Annotated in this window: 23 protein-coding genes and 1 pseudogene; 11 read left to right on the forward strand and 13 right to left on the reverse strand. The window is 69.5% G+C overall.

Translation table 11 applies throughout. The annotated features are described in order from the left end of the window. From BSE24067_RS15960 to BSE24067_RS15970, 4 genes are all read right to left on the reverse strand, one after another. On the reverse strand, positions 1–954 hold the full coding sequence (locus BSE24067_RS15960) for a CgnE/CgnB domain-containing protein (protein ID WP_151064413.1): 954 nt from the start codon (positions 952–954) through the stop codon (positions 1–3). 58 nt (positions 955–1,012) lie between these two features. Then, positions 1,013–1,135 (reverse strand): hypothetical protein, encoded by a 123-nt coding sequence (locus BSE24067_RS32790; RefSeq protein ID WP_006479692.1) that lies wholly within the window; start codon positions 1,133–1,135, stop codon positions 1,013–1,015. Positions 1,136–1,310: 175 nt separating this feature from the next. Further along, positions 1,311–1,505, reverse strand: a complete 195-nt coding sequence (locus tag BSE24067_RS15965) for a hypothetical protein (RefSeq protein WP_151064412.1) — start codon at positions 1,503–1,505, stop codon at positions 1,311–1,313. Positions 1,506–1,560: 55 nt separating this feature from the next. Further along, positions 1,561–2,016 carry an Lrp/AsnC family transcriptional regulator gene (locus BSE24067_RS15970; protein ID WP_151064411.1) on the reverse strand — a complete coding sequence of 152 codons (456 nt, stop codon included), beginning with the start codon at positions 2,014–2,016 and terminating at the stop codon, positions 1,561–1,563. A 117-nt stretch (positions 2,017–2,133) separates the two neighbouring features. Here BSE24067_RS15970 and BSE24067_RS15975 point away from each other — a divergent pair, with 117 nt between their 5' ends. Both BSE24067_RS15975 and BSE24067_RS15980 read left to right on the forward strand, forming a co-directional pair. Continuing rightward, positions 2,134–2,679 carry an RBBP9/YdeN family alpha/beta hydrolase gene (locus tag BSE24067_RS15975; protein WP_151064410.1) on the forward strand — a complete coding sequence of 182 codons (546 nt, stop codon included), beginning with the start codon at positions 2,134–2,136 and terminating at the stop codon, positions 2,677–2,679. A 388-nt stretch (positions 2,680–3,067) separates the two neighbouring features. Next, positions 3,068–4,318: a YbfB/YjiJ family MFS transporter gene (locus BSE24067_RS15980; RefSeq protein ID WP_151064409.1), complete on the forward strand. Its 1,251-nt coding sequence runs from the start codon at positions 3,068–3,070 to the stop codon at positions 4,316–4,318. Between the two features lie 70 nt (positions 4,319–4,388). Here the strand turns inward: BSE24067_RS15980 and BSE24067_RS32980 are convergent. Both BSE24067_RS32980 and BSE24067_RS15985 read right to left on the reverse strand, forming a co-directional pair. Further along, positions 4,389–4,469 (reverse strand): annotated as a pseudogene (locus BSE24067_RS32980) (FMN reductase); the annotation flags it as partial. Between the two features lie 155 nt (positions 4,470–4,624). Further along, the gene (locus BSE24067_RS15985; protein WP_151064408.1) at positions 4,625–5,515 is read right to left on the reverse strand and encodes a LysR family transcriptional regulator; all 891 of its coding nucleotides are present in this window, start codon (positions 5,513–5,515) and stop codon (positions 4,625–4,627) included. Positions 5,516–5,616: 101 nt separating this feature from the next. Between BSE24067_RS15985 and BSE24067_RS15990 the strand changes: the two genes are divergently transcribed. From BSE24067_RS15990 to BSE24067_RS16015, 6 genes are all read left to right on the forward strand, one after another. Continuing rightward, positions 5,617–7,170, forward strand: a complete 1,554-nt coding sequence (locus BSE24067_RS15990) for an AMP-binding protein (protein ID WP_151064407.1) — start codon at positions 5,617–5,619, stop codon at positions 7,168–7,170. Positions 7,171–7,181: 11 nt separating this feature from the next. Then, on the forward strand, positions 7,182–8,369 hold the full coding sequence (locus BSE24067_RS15995; RefSeq protein ID WP_151064406.1) for an acyl-CoA dehydrogenase family protein: 1,188 nt from the start codon (positions 7,182–7,184) through the stop codon (positions 8,367–8,369). Beyond that, entirely contained in the window at positions 8,366–9,526 is a 1,161-nt protein-coding gene (locus tag BSE24067_RS16000; protein ID WP_244130582.1) for a CaiB/BaiF CoA transferase family protein, read from the forward strand. Before BSE24067_RS15995 ends, BSE24067_RS16000 begins: the two co-directional genes overlap by 4 nt. A gap of 44 nt (positions 9,527–9,570) precedes the next feature. Next, positions 9,571–10,869, forward strand: a complete 1,299-nt coding sequence (locus tag BSE24067_RS16005; protein ID WP_151064405.1) for an MFS transporter — start codon at positions 9,571–9,573, stop codon at positions 10,867–10,869. A 115-nt stretch (positions 10,870–10,984) separates the two neighbouring features. After that, entirely contained in the window at positions 10,985–12,043 is a 1,059-nt protein-coding gene (locus BSE24067_RS16010) for a porin (protein WP_151064404.1), read from the forward strand. A gap of 38 nt (positions 12,044–12,081) precedes the next feature. Further along, complete coding sequence (locus tag BSE24067_RS16015) at positions 12,082–12,483, forward strand: BON domain-containing protein (RefSeq protein ID WP_151064403.1); 402 nt, start codon at positions 12,082–12,084, stop codon at positions 12,481–12,483. Positions 12,484–12,804: 321 nt separating this feature from the next. Here the strand turns inward: BSE24067_RS16015 and BSE24067_RS16020 are convergent, their stop codons facing one another. Genes BSE24067_RS16020 through BSE24067_RS16050 form a run of 7 tightly spaced genes read right to left on the reverse strand, consistent with a single transcriptional unit; the run spans position 12,805 to position 19,665 of the window. Then, a complete protein-coding gene (locus tag BSE24067_RS16020) occupies positions 12,805–13,857 on the reverse strand; it encodes an ABC transporter substrate-binding protein (RefSeq protein ID WP_151064401.1) in 1,053 nt (350 codons plus the stop codon). Beyond that, positions 13,854–15,005 carry an NAD(P)/FAD-dependent oxidoreductase gene (locus BSE24067_RS16025; protein ID WP_151064400.1) on the reverse strand — a complete coding sequence of 384 codons (1,152 nt, stop codon included), beginning with the start codon at positions 15,003–15,005 and terminating at the stop codon, positions 13,854–13,856. Before BSE24067_RS16025 ends, BSE24067_RS16020 begins: the two co-directional genes overlap by 4 nt. Then, entirely contained in the window at positions 14,998–16,443 is a 1,446-nt protein-coding gene (locus BSE24067_RS16030; RefSeq protein WP_151064399.1) for an FAD/NAD(P)-dependent oxidoreductase, read from the reverse strand. The genes BSE24067_RS16025 and BSE24067_RS16030 overlap by 8 nt, the downstream gene beginning before the upstream one ends. Beyond that, a complete protein-coding gene (locus BSE24067_RS16035) occupies positions 16,440–16,784 on the reverse strand; it encodes a (2Fe-2S)-binding protein (protein WP_151064398.1) in 345 nt (114 codons plus the stop codon). Before BSE24067_RS16035 ends, BSE24067_RS16030 begins: the two co-directional genes overlap by 4 nt. 2 nt (positions 16,785–16,786) lie before the next feature. Beyond that, on the reverse strand, positions 16,787–17,581 hold the full coding sequence (locus BSE24067_RS16040; protein WP_151064397.1) for an ABC transporter permease: 795 nt from the start codon (positions 17,579–17,581) through the stop codon (positions 16,787–16,789). Then, positions 17,578–18,582, reverse strand: a complete 1,005-nt coding sequence (locus tag BSE24067_RS16045; RefSeq protein WP_174904796.1) for an ABC transporter permease — start codon at positions 18,580–18,582, stop codon at positions 17,578–17,580. Before BSE24067_RS16045 ends, BSE24067_RS16040 begins: the two co-directional genes overlap by 4 nt. Continuing rightward, a complete protein-coding gene (locus BSE24067_RS16050) occupies positions 18,583–19,665 on the reverse strand; it encodes an ABC transporter ATP-binding protein (RefSeq protein WP_151067729.1) in 1,083 nt (360 codons plus the stop codon). A gap of 293 nt (positions 19,666–19,958) precedes the next feature. Between BSE24067_RS16050 and BSE24067_RS16055 the strand changes: the two genes are divergently transcribed. Genes BSE24067_RS16055 through BSE24067_RS16065 form a run of 3 tightly spaced genes read left to right on the forward strand, consistent with a single transcriptional unit; the run spans position 19,959 to position 21,475 of the window. Continuing rightward, positions 19,959–20,858: an IclR family transcriptional regulator gene (locus BSE24067_RS16055; protein ID WP_151067727.1), complete on the forward strand. Its 900-nt coding sequence runs from the start codon at positions 19,959–19,961 to the stop codon at positions 20,856–20,858. A gap of 14 nt (positions 20,859–20,872) precedes the next feature. Continuing rightward, positions 20,873–21,061, forward strand: coding sequence for a hypothetical protein (locus BSE24067_RS16060; protein ID WP_151067725.1), 189 nt, complete (start codon positions 20,873–20,875; stop codon positions 21,059–21,061). A gap of 30 nt (positions 21,062–21,091) precedes the next feature. Beyond that, on the forward strand, positions 21,092–21,475 hold the full coding sequence (locus BSE24067_RS16065) for a hypothetical protein (RefSeq protein WP_151067723.1): 384 nt from the start codon (positions 21,092–21,094) through the stop codon (positions 21,473–21,475). The last annotated feature ends 123 nt before the right edge of the window (positions 21,476–21,598 follow it).

Consider the following 21,598-nt stretch of genomic DNA (forward strand, 5'->3'; position numbering starts at 1 on the left):
TCACACGGCGAACGCGCCGTCGAACACGATCCGCTCGTCGAACGCGAGCGTGCCGCGCGCGAAGATCAGATCGAGATGGTGGCTGCCGTTCGCGCCGCCGCCGAGGCCGAGGTGCAGGCCCGGATGGCGTTCCTCGAAGCCGGCGTTGCGGCCGTACAGCCCGCGGATCCCGAGGTTCGTGCCGATGCCGAACTCCTCGATGCGCCGGTGGTTTTCATGCCGGTCGAGATAGGCCGCGAAGTCGCGCCGGAAGCCGGCGTCGTCGCTGTCGAAATCGACGATCAGGCTGTCTTCGACGTGCAGCGTCGCGAGCCGCTCGGCCACACGGTACTTGATCGCGAACGGCACGGTGCCGAGAAACGTGCCGCTGAACACGATCGAGCCGCGCAGATCGGTGACGTGCGTCGCGATCTCGCCGGGCACGACGTCGAGATTGCCCATCCCGTCGACGCTCGTCCATTTCTGGTCGGGTGTGAGCGAGCCGGTCAGCGTGTTGCCGGCTTCGTCGATGAAGTGAAGCTGCGACGCGCGCGCGGCCGCTTCGATCAACCGGCCGTTGCGCGCGGCGATGTCGTCGAGCGATTCGGCGAACGCTTCGTCGAGATGCGGGCCGTAATCCTTGAACAGCACCGACTTGCTCCAGTGCTCGACGATCGCCGGGCGGATCGCGGCAAGGAACGGCGGGCCGCTCGGCGACGGCGCCGGCAGGCACGACGAGTCGTACAGCAGCACGAAGAGATCCGCGTGCGTGAGCGCGGCGGCGATGTCGGCGGCCGGCGTGGTTTCGAGGCAGAGGGTCGTCGCGTCGAGCGAGCCGGGCAGCGCGGAAAACGCGCGCAGTGCGGTGTCGCGGTTGCGGGTGTCGTAGCCGACCAGCAGCTTGCCCGTCTCGCCGCGTGCGAGCTTGTCGCGCAGCGCCGGATGGAAACCCAGCGCGCGGTGCAGGTTCTGCATGCGTGTCTCCGGAAGCGGCGGAAGGGCCGCGGCCCTTCCGAAGGAACGAACTGGCCGCTCAGACCGGCCAGAGCGCGGTGCCGAACGGCACCACGGCATCCTCGACCATCATGTCGACGGCCTCGGGGTGCGTGTCTTCCTGCATCCAGTCAAGCAATTCGATCTGCTGGGTTTCCTGCATGTCAATTCTCCTGTGGTGAACAGCGATTCAACATGAAAGCGCGGTAAAGGATTTACCGCCGCTCATTCGGTATTTTTTGAATACCGGACGAGTGGCGTCGATATTAGTCTGACGATTTCGCGAATGCAATGCATCACGATGTTTTTAGCCGAGACTTGCTAAACATCCGGATTTTTCAGGTGATTTTTCGATGGGAATCGATAAAAAGCAGCAATGCGGGCCGTTTTTTTCGTGGAATATAGGGCTCATTTCGAAATAATCGACGGGTGGATTTTTTAAATCCGAGTTCAATTGCATCGATCGTTTCGGTTTGCGTCATTTGCCGGACGATGGATTCGCCGCTGCCCGGCGCGGCAGAAGCGAGACGCAAGACAGGGGACGTCTCCGCCTCCGCCCGGCGGGCATGGCCCAAGCTGTTGCCGGCGTCAGCCCAGCAGCGCCTTGCCGAGCGGCTTGACGGGCTCGGAGCGAAGCACGAGCGACGTCGTGACCGCGCCGAAGCGGGCAATTGCATCGATGATGGTTTCGAGCTGGCCGGGCGTCGGCACGAGCACCTTCAGCAGGAAGCAGTCTTCCCCGGTCATCCGGTGCACCTCGATCACGTGCGGCATCTCGGCGAATGCGTTCAATGCGGGCCTGATGTGCTCGTGCGTCGTCTTCAGCCGGATGATGGCCATCATTCCGAGCCCGAGCGCGGCCGGATCGATTCGCGCGGTGTAGCCGGCGATGATGCCGCGTTCCTCCAGGCGCTTCACGCGTTCGGACGTCGCCGGCTGCGACAGCCCGACGCGCCGACCGACTTCGGACAACGGCGTGCGCGCATTTTCCTGCAGCGCCTCGATGATCGAAATATCCAGGCGATCCAGTTCTCCGTCGGGCATCTCGGCGTTCCTGTTCCGTTGATTCATCGGAATTCTGGCCGAATATCCGATGACTTGCCATTCCGCATGATTTTCCGGCCGGTCAGACTGAGCGCTCTCATGTTCATGGAGGCGGGAATGGAGCGAAGCATCGTCATCGTGCCGGGGATCGGCAACTCGGACGCGGATCACTGGCAGTCGCACTGGGAAACGGCGTGCCCGCGCGCGGCGCGCATCGCGCCGGCGTCGTGGGACGCGCCGGATTTGCGCGACTGGATCGCGGCGCTCGATGCGGCGGTCGCGGCGGCGCCGACGCCGCCGGTCGTGGTGTGCCATTCGCTCGGCTGCCTGCTGTTCGCGCATTGGCGTGCCGCTGCGGCGCGCGCGGTGCACGGGGCGTTTCTCGTCGCGGTGCCGGACCCGGAAGGGCCGAATTTTCCGGTCGCCGCGCACGCGTTCGCGCGTTTGCCGGACGGCACCTTCGGCGACCGGCCGGTGCTGGCGATCGCGAGTACGGACGATCCGTACGATCCGTCCGGCCGCGCGATCGCGTGGGCGGTGGCGCGCGGCGCGACGCCTGTCGTGCTCGGCGCGCGCGGGCACTTGAACGCGGCGTCGGGGTTGGCGGCGTGGGACGAGGGGCGGGCGCTGTTCGCAGCGTTCAGCGCCGGGTTGGGCGCGTAGCGGGTGATGCGTGCTGGTGCGAGTCGGCGTGCGTGGGCACGTCGGAACCTCGGCACGTCGGAACCTCGGAACCTCGGAACCTCGGAACCTCGGAACCTCGGAACGGGGCGGCACGCATCGGTGCACGCCGGCACGGGTCCGCACGCGCTCGCCTGCGTCGGCTTGCGCGCGCGTGCGCGGCGTGTGCGGGGCATCGTCGCTTGGCTCCGGCGGGCTCGCGGCCGCTCAAGTATCATCGGCCGATCGGCGCACCGGTCCCGGCAAACGCGATCGGCGCCCGCCACAATACGGCTTCCGTATCGACGACGCCACGCCGCGCACGCTCGCGAGCGCGTCGCCGATGCGGGGCCGAGGCCGCCCCGGCCCGAACCACGATGGAGACACCGCGATGCGCGCAGCGCCGCAGCCGGACCACGCCGGCCGAGCACGGCCGGACACCGGCGCCACCGAACCCGACCGCGTGGCCGCGTGGCGGCTCGCGGTCTGCCTGTCGCTCGGCAGCGCGATCGCGCTCGGCCTCGCGCGCTTCTCGTATGCGCTGCTGCTGCCGCCGATGAAAGCCGATCTCGGCTTGACCTTCGCGCAGGCCGGCGCGCTGAACACCGCCAACGCGGCCGGCTACCTGATCGGCGCGCTCGTTTTCCCGTTCCTGTCGCGCCGCTGGCGCAGCGGCACGCTGCTCGCGGCCGGCTGCGCACTGACCGCACTGCTGATGGCCGCATGCGGGCTTACGTCCGCCATGAACGCGCTGCTCGTCGAGCGGCTCGCGACCGGCGTCGGCAGCGCGCTGATCTTCATCAGCGGCGGCGTGCTGGCCGCGCGGCTCGCGTCCGCGTCGCCGCGCGATGCGGGGCTGCTGCTCGGGCTGTATTACGGCGGCACGGGGTGGGGCATCGTCGCGTCGTCGCTGCTCGTGCCGGCGACGCTCGTGCATCGCGCGCACGGCTGGCAGCCCGCGTGGTTCGCGCTCGCGTTCGCGTGCGTGCTGTTCTCGGCGATGGCCGTGTCGGCGGCCCGCCGGATCGAGCGTGCACATGCGGCACCGGCCGCACCGCGCGACGGCGCCGCGCGCGCCGCGACCGCGAGCCCCGCACGCTTCGCACTCGCGCTCGCGGGCTACGGCCTCTTCGGCGTCGGCTACATCGGCTACATGACGTTCATCGTCGCGCTGCTGCGTGGCGCCGGGATGAGCGGCACGGTCGTATCCGCGTTCTACGTGATGCTCGGCGTCGCGACCGTCGTGTCGGCGCGGCTGTGGTCGGCGCTGCTCGACCGGATGCGCGGCGGCCAGGCGCTCGCGGTGCTCAATGCGCTGCTCGGCGTCGCGACGCTGATGCCGGCGCTGTTCGTGCACCCGGCGGCCGCGTTCGCGTCGGGCGTGCTGTTCGGCGCGACGTTCCTGTCGGCGGTCGCGGCGACGACCGCGTTCGTGCGTCACAACCTGCCGCCGCAAGGCTGGGCGAAAGGGATCAGCGCGTTCACGACGATCTTCGCGTTCGGACAGATCGCCGGGCCGGTCGCGATCGGCTGGGTGTCGGACAGCGCGGGGCTCGCACGCGGGCTCGTGTATTCGGCGCTGACGCTGTTCGCGGGCGCGGCGCTCGCGGCCGGACAGCGTGCGTTGCGTGCTTCGGCGTAGTGCGGGGGCGGGCGTGGGTTCGCTTCGGGCGGCCCACGCAATGCGGCGCGACCGTTACCGCACGCACGCCGCGCGACACGCGATGGAACGCGCGATTGAAGTAGATGAGGCCGTCGCCGTCGTCGCGCAAGCGGAGCGAAGTCGCGTCGATGCCGGTTGGAGGGGGGGCGGACTCTGAAACGGGCCGCTGCGTGCCGTCTTTGCAATACATGCGGCACTCCCGACCGGCGTTGTCGGTACCTCTGCCCCGGTCAAACCCGCAAAGAAAGGGCGGTGTCGTCACTCCCGCAAATGATGATCGGCCCGTTATGCCGCGCTTTCCTGCAGCAGCGCGATCATCCGTTGCGCGAGCGGCGGTATGTACGCGCCCGCGCGGTGCATCGCGCCGATGCGACGGTCCAGCTCGAGTTCACCGGCCCGCAGGTCGAGCGCGCGCAGCCCGGTCACCTGGTCGAGCGCGTCGGCGCCGCCGACGCACAGCAGCGACGTGCCGTGCAGCAACTGCAGCAGCGACGTGTTGCCGAAATCGGTCTCCACGCGCAGGCGGGGTGCCGGGAGCCCGCGTGCGCGAAACGCGTCGTCGATCCGGTGCCGTACCGGGATCGTCGTCTCCGGCAGCAGCCATTCCTGGTCGGCGAGATCCGCTAGCGTGAGCGCGCGCTTGCGCTGCAGCGGGTGGGCGGCCCCGGCGAGCACCGTGAGCCGGTCGTCGAACAGGGGGATCGTGTCGAGCGCCGGGTCCGGCTGCTGCGGCTCGGGCGCCACGACCAGGTCGAGTTCGCCGGCCGCGAGCAGGTCGAGCAATTCGCGGGCGAGCCGGCAGCGTAGTCGCAGCCGCGCGGCCGGCCGTTCGCGAATCAGCTGCCGGCACGCGCCAAGCACGAACGCGTTGGGCACAGTCGGCGAGTAACCGACCCGCACGACGCCCTGTTCGCCGCCGCGGATCGCGCGCATCTCCTGCATCGCATCGTCGAATTCGAGCGCGATCCGCTGGGCGCGGGCGACGAAGCGCGCGCCCGCCGACGTCGGGGTCATGCCGTTCGCGGTGCGCTCGAACAGCGTCACGCCGACTTGCGCCTCCAGCCGCTGTATGGCCTTGGTCAGTGCAGGCTGCGACAGCCCCAGCGCGTCGGCCGCCTTGCCGATGCTGCCGTTTCGTTCCACGGCCAGCAGGTACTCCAGATCGCGCGTATCCATCAGGCGATTCCTGTCGGTTATGACTTTATATCCGGTGATGCATTGTGGTGATGCCCCCGCATCTTACAGACTGGCGGCACTGTTCGACCAGGAGAATCGTCTTGAGCTTCACCTATTTCCTGCGGCGCGCGGCCCGCTACTGGGGCAGCCAGCCCGCCGTGATCCATCGCGATCGTGCTGTCACGTACCGTCAGCTCGACGAACGTTCGACACGGCTCGCGAACGCGTTGCGCGGCCTCGGCTTCGCGCGCGGTGAGCGCATCGCCGTGCAGGCGCGCAACTGCGTCGAGCTCGTCGAGATCGAGTGTGCGCTGTACAAGGCTGGCCTCGTGAAGGCCGCGCTGAACCCGCGTTTCACAGCGGCCGAGGCCGCCGACGTCGTCGGCAACTGCACGCCCGTCGCGTTCATCGGCGGGCGCGGCTATACCGACTACACGCCCGATTCGCCGGGCTTCGGGTCGGTCGAGCGGTTCGTGTCGCTCGACGGCGCGGCCACCGGCTATCTCCACTACGAAACGCTGCTCGCGAAGGGCGGCGACACGCCGCCCGACTACGTGCCGGCTGCCGACGACCTCGCGGTGCTGCACTTCTCGTCCGGCTCGACCGGGCGCATCAAGGCCGCGATGCAGAGCTACGGCAACCGGCTCGCATCGCTGCGCAAGATCGTGCTCGGGATGGATCGTCCCGCGCAGCCCGGCGACCGGCTCGCGCTGATCGGGCCGATTACGCATGCGTCGGGGATGCTGATGCAGCCGTACCTGTTCTGCGGCGCGACGCTGGTGCTGTTCGACGCGTTCGAGCCCGCGCAATTCCTCGCCGAAGTCGCGCGCCAGCGCATCACGCACACCTTCATGGTGCCGGCGATGGTCAACATGCTGCTGAACACGCCGGCGCTCGCGCAGGCCGACCTGCGCAGCCTGAAGGTGCTCGGCTACGGCGCCGCGCCGATGGCGCCCGCGCGCATCGAGGAAGCATGGGCGCGCATCGGCCCCGTGCTGTCACAGGGCTATGGCGCGAGCGAATCGACGTCGGGTGTCACGCGGCTCGGGATCGCCGATCACGCGCATGCGCTGCTGCACGACCGCGAGCGGCTCGCATCGTGCGGCCGGCCGCTCGGTGAAACGGAAGTGCGGGTGGTCGATGCGCACGGGCGAGAAGTCGAAGGCGATGCGATCGGCGAGATCGTGATTCGCGGCGCGGACGTGTTCCACGGCTACTGGAATGCGCCCGAGCTCACGCGCGAGGTGCTGGTCGACGGCTGGCTGCATACGGGCGATCTCGCCCGCACCGATCGCGACGGCTTCATTTACCTGGTCGATCGCAAGCACGACATGATCATTTCGGGCGGCTTCAACGTGTATCCGACCGAAGTCGAAGCGGCGCTGTACCGGCACGCAGACGTGCTGGAAGCATGTGTGATCGGCGTGCCCGACGACAAGTGGGGCGAGGCCGTGAAGGCCGTCGTCGTGCTGCGGTCGGGCCGCAGCACGCAAGCCGCCGACCTCGTCGCGCACTGCCGCGCGCAGCTTGCCGACTACAAGGCGCCGCGCGCCATCGATTTCGTCGCGGAACTGCCGAAGAACGCGAGTGGAAAGATCGCCCGCAAGCTCGTGCGCGAGCCGTACTGGAACGGCGTTACGCGTCGCGTCAACTGAAGGAGCCCACCATGTTCGATCATCTGCAACGCCCCGAATTCGTCGCGCTGCGCGCGGCCGTGCTGCGCTTCGTCGACGACGAGCTGCGTCCGATCGAGCGCGAGCTGGGGCTCGACTCGGAAGACGTGTGGCCGCGCGACGTGCTGCGCCGCGTGTGGAAACGTTCGGCCGCGCTCGGCTTCTATACCGCGAGCTTGCCCGTCGAGATCGGCGGCCAGGGGTTGTCGATCGCCGAGGTGTGCGCGCTGAAGGCCGACCTGGCTGCGAGCGGCGCGGCGCTCGCGCCGCACGTACTCGGCGAACTCGGTGGGCCGCCGCGCATCGGCAACATGCTGAAGTACGCGACGCCCGCGCAGCTCGACCGCTATTTCAAGCCGGTGATGCGCGGCGAGAAATCGACGTGCTTCGCGCTGACCGAACCGCACTCGGGCTCGGACGCGATGAGCATCCGCACGACGGCGATCGAGGACGGCGATGCGCTCGTCATCAACGGCACGAAGCACTACATCAGCGGCGCGCCGTTCGCGGATTTCGCGATCGTGATGTGCGTGACCGACGCGACCGCGACGCCGCCGCAGATCACGGCCGTGCTCGTCGATCTCGACCTGCCGGGCGTGCGCGTCGATCACGAGTACGTGCCGATGTCCGGCCAGTACATCGATGCGGACATTTGTTTCAGCGACGTGCGCGTGCCGCGCGAGAACGTGTTCGGCGGCATCGGTAACGGATTCAGGCTCGGCATGTCGCGCATCAGCGTGAACCGGCTGCTGCACTGCCCGACGATGCTCGGCCTCGCGATGTCCGCGTACCGGGCGGCGCTCGACTATGCCCGCACGCGCCAGCAGTTCGGCGGCCCGATCGCGCGCTTCCAGGCGATCCAGCACATGCTGGCGGACATGGCCGCCGAACTATGGGCCTGCGAGAGCATGATCGCGCACACCGCGGCGCTCGCGGATGCGGGTGCGGACCTGCGGATGATGGCGTCCGCCTGCAAGCTGTTCGTGTCGGAGCGCTGCTTCGAGGTCGCGGACAAGGCCGTGCAGATTCACGGCAACGCGGGCGTGACGCGCGGCCATCCGGTCGAGCAGACGTTCCGCAAGCTGCGCATGTTCCGGATCCTGACCGGTACCAGCGAGATCCAGCGCAACACGATTGCGAAGGCGATTCTCGAACCGGCAGCGGCGGGTGGTCGCGCATGACGGCGCAGGAAAGCGTGCGCGGCACGCACGGTGCGTGGCCGACCGCTGACGGCCAGGGCGGCGCGCCCGCCTGGTCATGTCTGCGCGGCGTGCGCATCGTCGATGCCGGGCAATTGCTGCCGGGTCCGCATGCATGTGCACTGCTGCGCCAGCTCGGCGCTGACGTGATCAAGGTCGAGCCGCCCGGCGGCGACGCGCTGCGCCAGTTCGGCGCCGACACGTTCGCGCAGTTCAACCGCGGCAAGCGTTCGCTGGTGCTCGACCTGAAGACGCCGGATGGCCGCGCGCGCTTTCTCGATCTCGTGCGTGACGCCGATGCGGTGGTCGAAGGCAACCGGCCTGGCGTGATGGCGCGGCTCGGGCTCGATTACGCGACGCTGGCCCGCGCGAACCCGCGCATCGTGCTGTGCTCGATCACCGGCTATGGGCAGGACGGCCCGTATGCGAACCGGCCCGGCCACGATCTGAACTTCCTCGCCGATGCCGGCTACTGGGCGGTGCCCGCGCAACTGCACGACACCGTCGCGCGGCCGCGCGTGCGCCTCGCCGATCACGCGGCCGCGTTGCACGCCGCGCTCGCGCTGGTCGTCGCCGTGATGAGCGCACGGGCGAACGGATTCGGTCAGTACCTCGATGTGTCGATCCACGACGCGATCTTCGCGTGGACCGCGCCGGCGGCATGGGCGCTGCGCACGGGGCGCGACACGCCCGGCGCCGCGCGCTGGGTGATGCCCGACAACGACCTGTTCGAGACTGCCGACGGGCGGCACATCGTGCTCGCGACGGTCGAGGACAAGTTCTGGGCCGTGTTCGCCAATGCGCTCGGCGAGACCTGTCCGGCACTGCGCGAGCCGCGCTACGCGCAGCGCGCGGGCCGGCAGCAGCATCGGCATGCGCTCGGCGCGCAGTTGCGCGCGCTCTTCGCGACGCGCGCGCAGGACGAGTGGATGCGCGTGCTCGGCGCGCTCGGGCTGCCGGTGTCGCGCGTGCCCGATGCCGGCGAGGTGTTCGACGATCCGCACGTGCGTGCCCGCGCCGTCGCGCGCGAGGTGAGCGCCGACCACACGCTTGCGGTGCGCTTCCCGGTGAAATTCTCGCTCGGATTGCCGGACGGCGACGACCGTGTACCGGTGCCCGGCGAGCACGGCGGCGGATAGCGCGTCGCCGCCGACCGCCCACGATAACGAAACAGGAGACAGCCATGACGAATGGTGCGCAGTACCGCCCCGGCCGGGCGTGGTCCATCGCGACGATGCTCGCGCTGATGATGCTGGTGAATTTTCTCGACAAGGTCGTGCTGGGCCTCGTGTCCGTGCCGATGATGCGCGACCTGCATCTGAGCCCGACGCAGTTCGGCGTGATCGGCGGCAGCCTCAACTGGCTGTTCGCGGTCGCGGCGGTCGCGGGCGGCATCGCCGCGAACCGCTGGCCCGCGAAATGGCTGCTGTTCGCGATGGCGGCCGCGTGGGCGCTGCTGCAACTGCCGATGCTGCTGGCCGGCTCGATCTGGGTCGTCGTCGCGTGCCGCGTGCTGCTCGGCATCGGCGAAGGGCCGGCGTCGCCGGTCGCGACGCACGCAATCTACAAGTGGTTTCCCGATACGCGGCGCAACCTTCCCGTCGCGTTGCTGCACCAGGGCAGCGCGCTCGGCCTGCTGATCGCGGGGCTGACGATTCCGGTCGTCACGACGCATTGGGGCTGGCGTGCGAACTTCGCGGTGCTCGCGCTGCTCGGGGCGGCGTGGTGCGCCGCGTGGGCCGTGCTCGGCGAGGAGGGCGCGCTGGCGCGTGCGCCGCGCGCGGCGGGTGGCGACCGCGTGCCGTACGGGCTGCTGCTGACCGACCGAACGGTGCTCGGCAATTTCCTTGGTCATTTCGCGGCGAACTGGATTCTCGCGATGACGCTCACATGGATGCCGACCTACCTTCAACTCGGGCTCGGCTTCGGACCGCATGCGGCCGGCCGCATGTTCGCGCTGTTCGTCGCGGTCACGTCGCCGCTCAGCCTCGCGCTCGCGTGGCTGTCGCAAACCCTGCTCGCGCGCGGCATGCCGTCGCGGCACGGACGCGGCACCTTCATCGCGGTCACGCTGGCGGTCGCCGGCGCGATGCTGGCCATGCTCCCGGTGCCGGACGTCCCGCGCGCGGCGAAGCTCGTGCTGCTGACGCTTGGCAGCGGGCTGACGCTGACCATGTATTCGATCGGCCCCGCGATGCTCGCCGAAGTGACGCCGGATGCGCAGCGCGGCGGCGTGCTCGCGCTCAGCAACGGCTTCGCGTCGCTCGCGGGCCTGGGCGCACCGGTCGTCACGGGGATGCTGATCGAGGGTGCCGGCGCGTCGGTCGCGCGCGGCTTCGAACAGGCGAGCCTCGTGTGCGGCGTCGTGCTGATCGCATGCGGCGCGCTTGGCGCCTGGTGCCTCGATCCGCAGCGCTCGCTGCGCCGTCTCGCGGGCGAACCGGCGCGCGTCGCGCCGCCGGTCGGCGCGTGCGGCCGCTAGCACGGTGCACCGCATCGGATCCTTTTCGGCGCGTGGACCGCTTGCCGGGCGGCGGCGCCGCTCGACGGCAGGGTAGTACCACGATACGCCGCGCAACGACGCGGCAGGAGGAGACATGAAGAAGATGATCGCGGCGACGCTGGTCGGCGCGCTGTGCGCAAGCGCGCACGCGCAGTCGAGCGTGACGCTGTTCGGCCGCATCGGCGGCGGCGTGCGGTGGGTCAACGGGCTGCCGGGCGGCAGCCAGGTCGGCTTCAACAACAACATCATCGCGGGCAACGAGTTCGGCATTCGCGGCCGGGAGGATCTCGGCGGCGGGCTGAGGGCGCTGTTCGTGCTCGACGGCGCGTTCAACAGCGGCACCGGTGCGCTGAAGATGCCCGGCACGCTGTTTTCGCAGGCCGCCTATGTCGGCCTCGCCGGCGATTTCGGCCGCTTGACGCTCGGCCGTCAGTTCAACGTCGCGGAGGATCTCGGCATCGCGCTCGATCCGCTTGGCGGGCGTGGTCAGTCGCTCGCGGTCGAGCCGGGCGTGCAATTCGACGGCAACTTCTTCACGCTCGACTCGCGTTTCAACAACACGATCAAGTATCTCGGGCAGGTGGGCGGCCTGCGCTTCGGCGCGAACTATTCGCCGGGCGGCGTGGCAGGCAGCTCGCATGCGGGCACCAGCTATTCGGCGGCCGCGATGTACACGTATTCGGACCTGATGGGCGGCGTGTCGTACGCGAAGACGTACAGCCCGGACGGCTCGCAGTCGGCGCAGACGATCCAGGCAGGCGGCACGCTGCAGCTCGGCCGCGCGCGCTTCTACCTGAGCTATGCGTCGCTGAACGTGCGCGCGAACAAGGCCGGCGCGCCGTCGCGACGCGACGATATCCCGTCGTTCGGCGTCGTCGTGCAGCCGCTGCCGTCGGTGCAGTTGAGCGCGGCCGCGTTCTACGACCGCGCGCGCAATCTCGGCAACGTGTCGGGTGTGGACGGCCACAAGCTGACGACCTACGCGATCGCCGAGTATTTCCTGTCGAAGCGCACCGAGCTGTATGTCGAAGTCGACCGCAACGGAATGACCGGCGCGTACATGCGTGACCCGGCGACCATCGCGGCGCTGAACCTGCGACGCGGCGCGAGCGTGACGACCGGCGTGTCGATCGGGCTGATGACGCAGTTCTGAGCCATTTTATTCAACGATTTTCAGGAGCGTGATCGATCATGCGTACATCATCCGGATGGGTTGCGGGGCTGCTGATGGCAGCGTGCTGGACCGTCACCGCGCAGGCGCAATCCGATGCCGCGAGTGCGGCGGTTCCATCGTCATCGATTCGGGCCATGCAGGAATCGGCGCAAGCGCAAGCACCGGCGTCGGTAGGCATGCCGCCCGGGCAGCGCAAGGCCGCCGACCGCAAGCTGAAGCGTCGCGTCAGCACCGCGCTCGCCCGCACGAAGAACCTGAACGCAACGCGCATCCTCGTGCGCGTGCGCGACGGCGGCGTGACGCTCGCCGGCTCGGTCACCGATACGGCTCAGGTGAATCTCGCCGCGGCAGTCGCGCGGCGCGTCGACGGCGTGACGTCGGTATCGAACGAGTTGCGCGTCGATGGCCAGCAACCATGATGTCCCGCGCTCATCGCCCGATCCCTTTCCACGACGAGGCATGAGTCAATGCAATTTCATCGGCGCTTTACCGCGATCCGCAGGGGCTGCCAGGGGGCGGAACGTTCGCGCTCGCCGGCGGGCTCGCGCTGGCGGCCATGGTCGCCGCAGCAGCCGACGGCGCTCCGCCGACGAGCATGATGACTTCGCACCGCGCGCTTTCGACGCGCAGCGCGAGGCGACCCCGCCGCGTGCGGCGCTCGAGCGCGGCGATGCGCTGAGCGCGGTGGCCCGCACGGTCGCGGAGAAACTGCGGTAACGCAGCCGCGCACCGGATGTCGATTACCGCTCGATCTGCCGGTTCCAGCGCGTATCCCACTGCGCGCGGCGCGCGTTGATCGCGGTCCAGTCGACCACCGTCACCTTGCGCACCAGATCGTCGACGCTGCCGAGGCTTTGCTGCATCGCCGCCGGCATCTTCGCGAGACGGTTGGTCGGGATCTGCTTGCCGGCCTCGGCCGCCTTCGTCTGCGCGGGCGCGGACAGCAGGAACTGCGCGAGCTTTTGCGCGAGTTGCGGATCCGGATTGTTCGCCACCACGCACAGGTCGACGAGCAGCAGCACCGGGCCTTCCTTCGGGTTCGCGTACGCGACCGGAATGCCCTTGTCCTGCAGGTCGCCGACGCCGGTCGGCGTCAGCGGGAACAGGCCGGCTTCGCCCGTCTGCACCATCTCGGAGATCTTCGCCGAGTTCGGAATGTATTCGACGACGTTCGGCCCGACCGTGCTCGCCCACTTGCTGAAGCCGGGCTCGACGTTCTGCTCGCTGCCGCCGAGCAGCCGGTTGATCGCAAGGAAGCCGTGCAGCCCGAACGTGCTGCTCGACGCGGACTGGAACACGACCTTGCCCTTGTATTTCGGATCGGCGAAATCCATCCACGACGTCGGCGGCGCCCAGCCCTTGTCCGCGAACAGCTTCTTGTTGTACGCGATGCCGGTCATCCCGAGCTGCACGCCCGCGCCGACGTCGTCCTTCATCCGCGCGAACGGGTACAACTCCTTCAGCACCGGCGAATCGTCGAGCTTCTGGCACACGCCGAGGCTGACCGCGCGCGCCATCACGCCGTCGTCGAGGAACGCGACGTGGATTTGCGGCTTGTTGCGGTTCGCGAGCAGCTTCGCGAGCACGTCCGACGACGTGCCGGGCACCACGACCACCTTCACGTTGTTCGCCTTCTCGAAGTCGGGCAGCACCTGGCTCGTATAGGCCTTCTCCATCGGTCCGCCGTTCATGCCGATGTAGATCGTCTTCGTTTGTGCGAACGCGGGCGCGGGCGCGCTGACGCCCGCCACGCAGAGTGCGGCAGCCGCCGCGATCGTTCCGAGCAGTTTCATCGTTGGGTCTCCTCTAGACGGGAAGGGGCGGTCGGCGCGGCTTGGGGGAAGAAGCGGCCGATCGAGAATGCATCGAGTGGCGTGGCGGTGTCGCCGGTCGTGACGAGATCGGCGAGCACGTCGCCGACGCCCGGCGCGAGCAGGAAGCCGCCGCCGGAAAAACCGAACGCGTGCAGCAGGTTCGGCGTGGTGCGGCTCGCGCCGATGATCGGGTTGTGGTCCGGCGTGCAGCCTTCGACGCCGCTCCACGTGCGGATCAGCAATGCGTCGCGCAGCGCGGGCAACAGCGCGCACGCATCGCGCATCACCGCGCGCGTCGTGTCGACCGACGGCTGACCGAATTCGCCGTCGCCGCGGCCGCGCCCGCCGCCGATCACGCAGTTGCCGCGCGCGACCTGCCGCGCGTATACGCCGCCGCCGTACACGCCGAGGTTGTGCGTGATGAACGGCGGCAGCGGTTCCGTCACCCACATGTTCGGGTAGATCGGCTCCATCGGCACGGCTTCGCCGAAGCGCTCGGCGATCGTGTTCGCCCACGCGCCGGCCGAGTTGATCAGCCAGGTCGCGGTGCAGGCACGGCCATCCGCATCGATATGAAACCGCGCGCCGTCGTGCCGGACGTCGTTGACGGGTGTGTGCTCGAACACGTCCGCACCGGCCGCGCGGGCCGCACGCGCGAACGCGGGCGACACGATGCGCGGATTCGCGTGTCCGTCGGTCGCGCACAGCGAGCCGCCGAGCGCTGCGCGGCCGAGCCACGGATAGCGGCGGCGGAACGCGTCGCCGCGCATCACTTGCAGCGGCAGGCCGTGCTCGCCGGCGAGCGCGGCGTAAGCGTCGAGCGCATCGAGATCGGCGTCGCTGCGCGCGAGCCGCAAGTGGCCGGACACAACGAACTCGCCGTCGATGCCGATCAGCTCGGGCAGGCGATCCCAGATGCGCCGCGCGCGCAGCGCGAGCGGCAGCTGTTCGACGGGGCGGCCCTGGCAGCGCACGCCGCCGTAGTTCACGCCGCTCGCCTGCGCGCCGCAATCGCGGCGCTCGAACAGCGCGACGCGCAGCCCGCGTCGCGTCAGTGCGAGCGCGGCCGACGCACCGACGAGCCCGCCGCCGACGATCGCGACATCGTAGTGACGGCGCTCACTCATCGCGCGCCTCGTCGGGAATCGCCGCGACGTCGTCGCCCGCGAGCGCGGCCGAGATCGGAAACGGCTTCACAGGCGGTTGCGCGCGCAACCGTCCGACATCGGCGAGCGGGCGGCCGGTTTCGGCGGCCAGCACGAGCGCGGTGGCATCGCCGCACATGCGGCCCTGGCAGCGCCCCATGCCCGCGCGCGTGAGCGCCTTCAGCCGGTTCAGCTCGGTCGCTTCGCCGCCGCGGATGCAGCGCCGCAGCGTGCCCGCGTCGATGTCCTCGCAACGGCACACGATCGTGTCGTCCGGGCAGCGCGCGGCGAGCGCGGCCGGCGGCGCGAACGCCGCTTCGAGGCCCACGCGGAATGCGCGGAGCCGCGCGAGCGTGCGCTCGAGCGCGGCGGCATCGGGCTTGCCGGCGCGAGACGGCGATAACGATGGCGGCGCGATGCCCGCATCGTCGAGCAGCGCGAGCGCCGCACGGCGCCCGGACGCCTCGGCCGCATCCGCACCGGCGATGCCGGCGCCGTCGCCCGCGACGTAGATACCGCGCACCGACGTGCGGCCGGCCGCGTCGCGTTCCGGCAGCCATGCGCCGTTGAGCGGATCGAAACGGAACCGGCATCCGGCGAGATCGGCGAGCTGCGTTTCCGAACGCAGCCCGAAGCCGAGGCCGAGCGCGTCGCAGTCGATCGTCCGCGGCGGTGCGTCAGGGCCTGCTGCACGCCATCCGATTGCGGCGACGTGCCGTTCGCCCAGCACTCGCTCGAGCGTGACGCCGGTTTGGATCGCGACGCCGTGCGCGCGCAGCCAGCCGATGTAGTACAGCCCCTTCGCGAAAGTCGACGGCATCCGCAGCAGCGCCGGCGCGGCGGCGGCCTGGCGGCGCAGCGGACTCGTATCGAGCACGGCCGCGACGTGCGCGCCCGCCTTTGCGTACTGATACGCGACGAGATACAACAGCGGCCCCGTGCCCGCGAACACGATGCGGCTGCCGATCGCGCAGCCTTGCGATTTCAGCGCGACCTGCGCGCCGCCGAGCGTATAGACGCCCGCGAGCGTCCATCCCGGCACCGGCAGCATCCGGTCGGTCGCGCCGCTCGCGACGATCAGATGCGAGAACGGCACGGTCGTCTCGCGGCCGTCCTGCAGCGTGTCGATGCGGCCCGCGCCGCACGCCCACGCGAGCGTGTTCGGCCGGTAGTCGACGTGCGGCAGCAGCGCGGCCATCGTCCGGTGCACGGCATCGGCTTTCGCGGCCTCGAAGCCGTACAGCGCGCGCTTGCCGCGCGCGAACGCGGCGCCGGCCGGCGGCTGCCGATAGATCTGCCCGCCCCAGCGCGCGTTCTCGTCGATCACGACGGGGCGCAGCCCCGCGTCGACGAGCGCCTCGGCCGCGCGCACGCCGGCCGGCCCTGCGCCGACGATCACCGGTCGCAGTGCGTCGCTCATGATGCGTCTCCGGCCGTCGCGTGCCGCGCATCGGTGAGAATCCGCATGCCGGCGGCGATCGGCGTCGAGCATGCGCGCACGCGCGCGCCGGCTTCGGTGCGCACCCAGCAGTCCTGGCACGCGCCGATCAGGCAGAAGCCCGCGCGCGGCTTGTCGCTGAATTCGCTCACGCGCACGCGGCGCTGCGAGACGAGGATCGCGGTGAGCACGGTGTCGCCGGCGAGCGCGTGTGCGGGGCGGCCATCGAGCGTGAACGCCACGGCGTCGCGCCCGCGTTCGGCGACGCGCACGAACTGCGCGCCGTCGTCGACGGTGTCGGTTGAACGGGAAACGGAAGTCATCGTCAATGTTGGCCGATCAGGATGCGGTTCAGGCCGTACACGCGATCGAGCAGCAGCATCGCGCCGGCGGTGATGAAGATGACGAGCGCCGATACCGACGCCATCATCGGATCGATCGATTCGGTCGCGTACATGTACATGCGTACCGGCAGCGTGACCGTCTGCGGCGACGTGACGAAGATCGACATCGTCAGTTCGTCGAAGCTGTTGATGAACGCGAGCAGCCAGCCGCCGGTGATGCCGGGCACGATCATCGGCAGCGTGATGCGGCGGAACGTCGTCCACGGATCGGCGCCGAGCGAGCACGCGGCCTGCTCGACGCTGCGGTCGAGGCCCGCGACGGACGCGAGCACGAGCCGCATCACGAACGGCGTGATGACGATCATGTGCGCGACCACGAGCCACGCGAACGAGTCCGTCGCGCCGATCAGCGCGAAGAAGCGCAGCAGCGCGATGCCGAGCACGAGGCCGGGAATCACGAGCGGCGACAGCAGCAGGCCGTTCAGGAACGCGCGGCCGGGAAACGCCGCGCGGCCGATCGCGAGCCCGGCCGGCAGTGCGATCGCGAGCGACAGCGTCGCCGATGCGAACGCGAGCTTCACGCTGTTCGCGAACGCGGTCACGAAATCCGGATAGTCGAGGATCGCGCGGAACCAGCGCAGCGACAGTCCGTGCGTGGGCAGCGTCAGCGTTTCGTCCGGCGTGAACGCGACCAGCACGACGATCGCGAGCGGCGCGAGCACGAACAGGATCACGAGCGTATGGAACGCGAGCGCGAACGGGCCATTCTTTCTCATCGGGAAGCGCCTCCGAGGCTGCGCGCGTAGCGGCGTTCCAGCACGCGATAGTAGGTGAGCATCACGACGAGGTTCGCGACGAGCAGCAGCACCGCGATCGTCGCGCCGAGCGGCCAGTTCAGCGAACCGAGGAATTCGTCGTAGACGGCGGTCGCCGCGACCTTCAGGCGTCGCCCGCCGAGCAGGCCGGGAATCGCGAATGCGCTCGCCGACAGCCCGAACACCATCAGGCTGCCCGACAGCACGCCTGGCATCAGCTGCGGCACGACGATGCGGCGCAGCGTCGTGAACGGCGACGCGCCGAGCGACAGCGCCGCATGCTCGGTCTGCGGATCGAGCCGCTGCAAAGCCGTCCAAACGGGAATCACCATGAACGGCAGCATCACGTGCACGAGCGCGATCACGATCGCGAACGTCGTGTATTCGAGCTTGTACGGGCCGAGGCCCACGAGCGCGAGCGCCTGGTTCACGAGGCCGCTCGTGTTCAGCAGCATGCTCCAGCCGAACGCGCGCACGACGACCGATACGAGCAGCGGCGCGAGGATCACGAGCAGGAACAGCGAGCGCCACGGGTCGCGCATCTTCGACAGCACGTACGCTTCCGGCGTGCCGATCGCGACGCAGATCGCGGTGGTCAGCGCGGCGATGCCGAACGTGCGCGCGAAGATCGTGTGGAAATACGACGCGCCGAGCACTTCCGCGTAGTTGCCGAACTGGAGCGCGGCGATCGGGCCGGTGGCCGGATCGTAACGGTAGAACGTGAGCGCGAACGTCATCGCGAGCGGCACGAGCACGAGCGCGGCGAACAGCGCGAACGCGGGCGCGCACATCAGCCACAGCGGCGCATGGGCGCGCCAGGTCGCGCGCGGCGCGGCGCCTCCGCGGGCGTGGGGCGCCACGGCATCGGCCGTGGCGGCGGCCGCGGCGGTCGGGCTCGCGCCCGCCTGCGCGAGCCGGACCGATGCGCCGTCGCTCGGCAGCGGGCGGGTAGGCTGTCCCATTCAGGCCTCCCGGCGCATCACGCGCACCGCATCGCTGTGCCAGTCGACGCCGACCGGCGCGCCCTCCGCGAGCGGCTCCGCGCCTTCGTTCTGGCAGCACACGAGCACTTCGCCGAGCGCGCTGTCGACGCGGTACAGCCACTGGCTGCCGAGGAAGAAGCGGCTCGTGACGGTCGCGGCGAAGCGGCCCGCGCCGGGCGCGCACAGCCGCAGCTTCTCGGGGCGGATGCAGACCGACACGGCGTCGCCGACGCGCACGTCGCGCTCGCGCGCCGGAAGATGCGCGGTGCGCCCCGTTTCCGCGAGATCGTGGCCGAGGTCGATCCGGATCGCATCGCCGTCGTGCGCGACGATCGTGCCGGGCAGCAGGTTCGCCTTGCCGATGAACTGCGACACGAAGTGGTTCTCCGGGCGCTCGTACGCGCGGTACGGCGTGTCGGTCTGCGTGATGCGTCCGGCTTCCATCACGACCACGCGATCGCTGATCGACAGCGCCTCCGATTGATCGTGCGTGACCATGATCGTCGTCGTGCCGATCTTGCGCTGGATCGCGCGCAGTTCGAACTGCATGTCCTCGCGCAGCTTCGCATCGAGGTTCGACATCGGCTCGTCGAGCAGCAGCACCGGCGGCTCGATGACGATCGCGCGCGCGATCGCGACGCGCTGCCGCTGGCCGCCGGACAGTTCGCGCGGAAAGCGGTGCGCGAGCGCATCGAGGCGCACGAGCGCGAGTGCGGCGCGGATGCGCTCCGCGCGCTCGGCCTTGTCGACGCCGCGCATGTCGAGCCCGAAGCCGACGTTCTCGGCGACGCTCATGTGCGGAAACAGCGCATAGCTCTGGAACACGATGCCCAGCCCGCGCCGGTTCGGCTTCATGTGCGTGATGTCCTGCCCGTCGAGCGCGATGCGGCCGCGCGTGACGTCGACGAAGCCGGCGATCATCTGCAGCGTCGTGGTCTTGCCGCAGCCCGACGGCCCGAGCAGCGACACGAATTCGCCCTGTTCGACCGACAGGTTGACGTCGGCGACGGCGGTGAGCTCGCCGAACGATTTCGTCAGATCCGTAAGCGTGAGAAACGACATGGGAGGCTCCGGGTGCGCGCACCGGATGGCCGGTGCGTCATTGACGCGGACTCTAGCCAGCCATATTTCGGAGCGTCAATTTCGAATTCTGCTCAACGAGAGGAATTTTCGAAAAATTCCGGTGAACGGAATGGATCGGCACGGCGACGGAAAATCGTTCCATTTAATGAAGGCGCCGCGACGGTGAAAAGCGCGCGTCAATCCCGTGCACACCCGGATGCCCGGCGTTTTTCGGCGGCGCGACAATGGCGGCTCGCCTATTCCATTGAACGAAATCATCGAGGAGAGCCGGCATGCAGGAACCCCATTCGCGCGGAACGCCGCGTGCCGCGCGGTTGGCACATCCGGACGAGGACGCGGCAGCAGATGCGGCCGGCGCAGCCGGCACGCCCGGCACCGGCATGCTGCAGCGCGCGTTCGCGATCCTGCGCGCGCTGGCCGCCATGCAGCAGGACGGCGTGCGCGTCACGCATCTCGCGAAGGCCGTCGGCCTCACGCAGGGCACCGCGCACCGGATCCTGCAGTCGCTGATCGCCGAACGGATGGTCGAGCAGGACGAGCAGTCGAAGCTGTACCGGCTGAGCGTCGACTTCTTCGCGCTCGCCGCGCTGGCCGGCAACCCGAGCAGCATGCGCACGCTGTGCCGGCCCGCGCTGCTGCGGCTGTGCGCGAGCCTCGGCGAGACGATCTTTCTGCTCGTGAAGAGCGGCTTCGACGCCGTGTGTCTCGATCTGTGCGAAGGGCCGTTTCCGATCCGGTCGTTTACCGGCGACATCGGCGGGCGGATCGCGCTCGGCGTCGGGCAGGGCAGCCTCGCGATCCTCGCGTTCCTGCCGGAAGCGGAGCGCGAGGAAGTGATCCGCTTCAACGTGCCGCGCATCCGCGGCTACGGCGTGCTCGACGAGGTGTATCTGCGCACCGAGATCGAACGCGTGCGGCAGCTCGGCTACGCGGGCCGCAACAGCGGCGTGCTCGACGGGATGGCCGGCGTCGCGGTGCCGATCCTCGATCGCACCGGCTATCCGGTCGGCGCGCTGAGCGTCGGCACGCTCGCGTCGCGGCTCGGCGACGACCGGATGCCGATGGTCGTCGAGCTGCTGCGGCGTCAGGCCGAAGCGATCGGCCCGCGCACGAATCCGTTCGACGCCGCGCTGCGGCGGCCGATGCACGGGCTAGCCGGGAAAACGGTATAGCGCTCGAACGCGCGATGACGGTCGCGGACATGATGGTCGAGCGCAGCGGCCTGCGTCATCTGCTCGACGAACCGAAGACGCCGTGGCGCGCATCCGCTATCGAGCGCTGCCGCATTCGCGGCGATTCGCGCGGCGCGACGTCGGCGGAGGCCAGCCCGGTTTCGGCCGGTTTTTTTGCTTTCGCCGTCGACCGGGCATGCTAGGATTTCCGTCAAACAACTCCGGAGACTGCCATGCCGTTCATCTGCGAAAACGTTGAATGCCGTGCCGTGCTGGCTCGCGGGCAAGTCAGATCCAGTCACGAAGACGCCGGGTGGTGCTTCTACTGCCCGGACTGCAAGGCGAGGAACGAGTTGAAGGATATCGGCGCGCCGGGCGGTCCCGTCGAGTTGATTCAGCCGGAGCGGGCCGGCCCGCCGCACCGCGTCATCGCGACGGCCCGCGCGCTGGAGGACGGCCGGTTCGCAGCGCAGCTGCGCGTTCAGCGTGCGCTCGCCGTGAAAGGAACCTACGCGGCCGAAGAGCGCTGGGACGAGCTCGGCGTATTCTCCGATGCACAGCAAGCCGTCGCGCATGCGAGGTCGTTCGCGACTGACCTGCTGCAACGGGCCGCCTAGTCGCGAACCGCAAAGCCACCCATCTGCATTCTGCCGTCACGACACCACGCCGCACCGCGGCGCGCGTGTCGTGACGCGGCGTGACGTTCCGTCGAGCACGAGCCGGATCGCGGCCGGCCGGCA

This window comes from Burkholderia latens (assembly GCF_902499045.1).
Lineage (GTDB): Bacteria > Pseudomonadota > Gammaproteobacteria > Burkholderiales > Burkholderiaceae > Burkholderia > Burkholderia latens.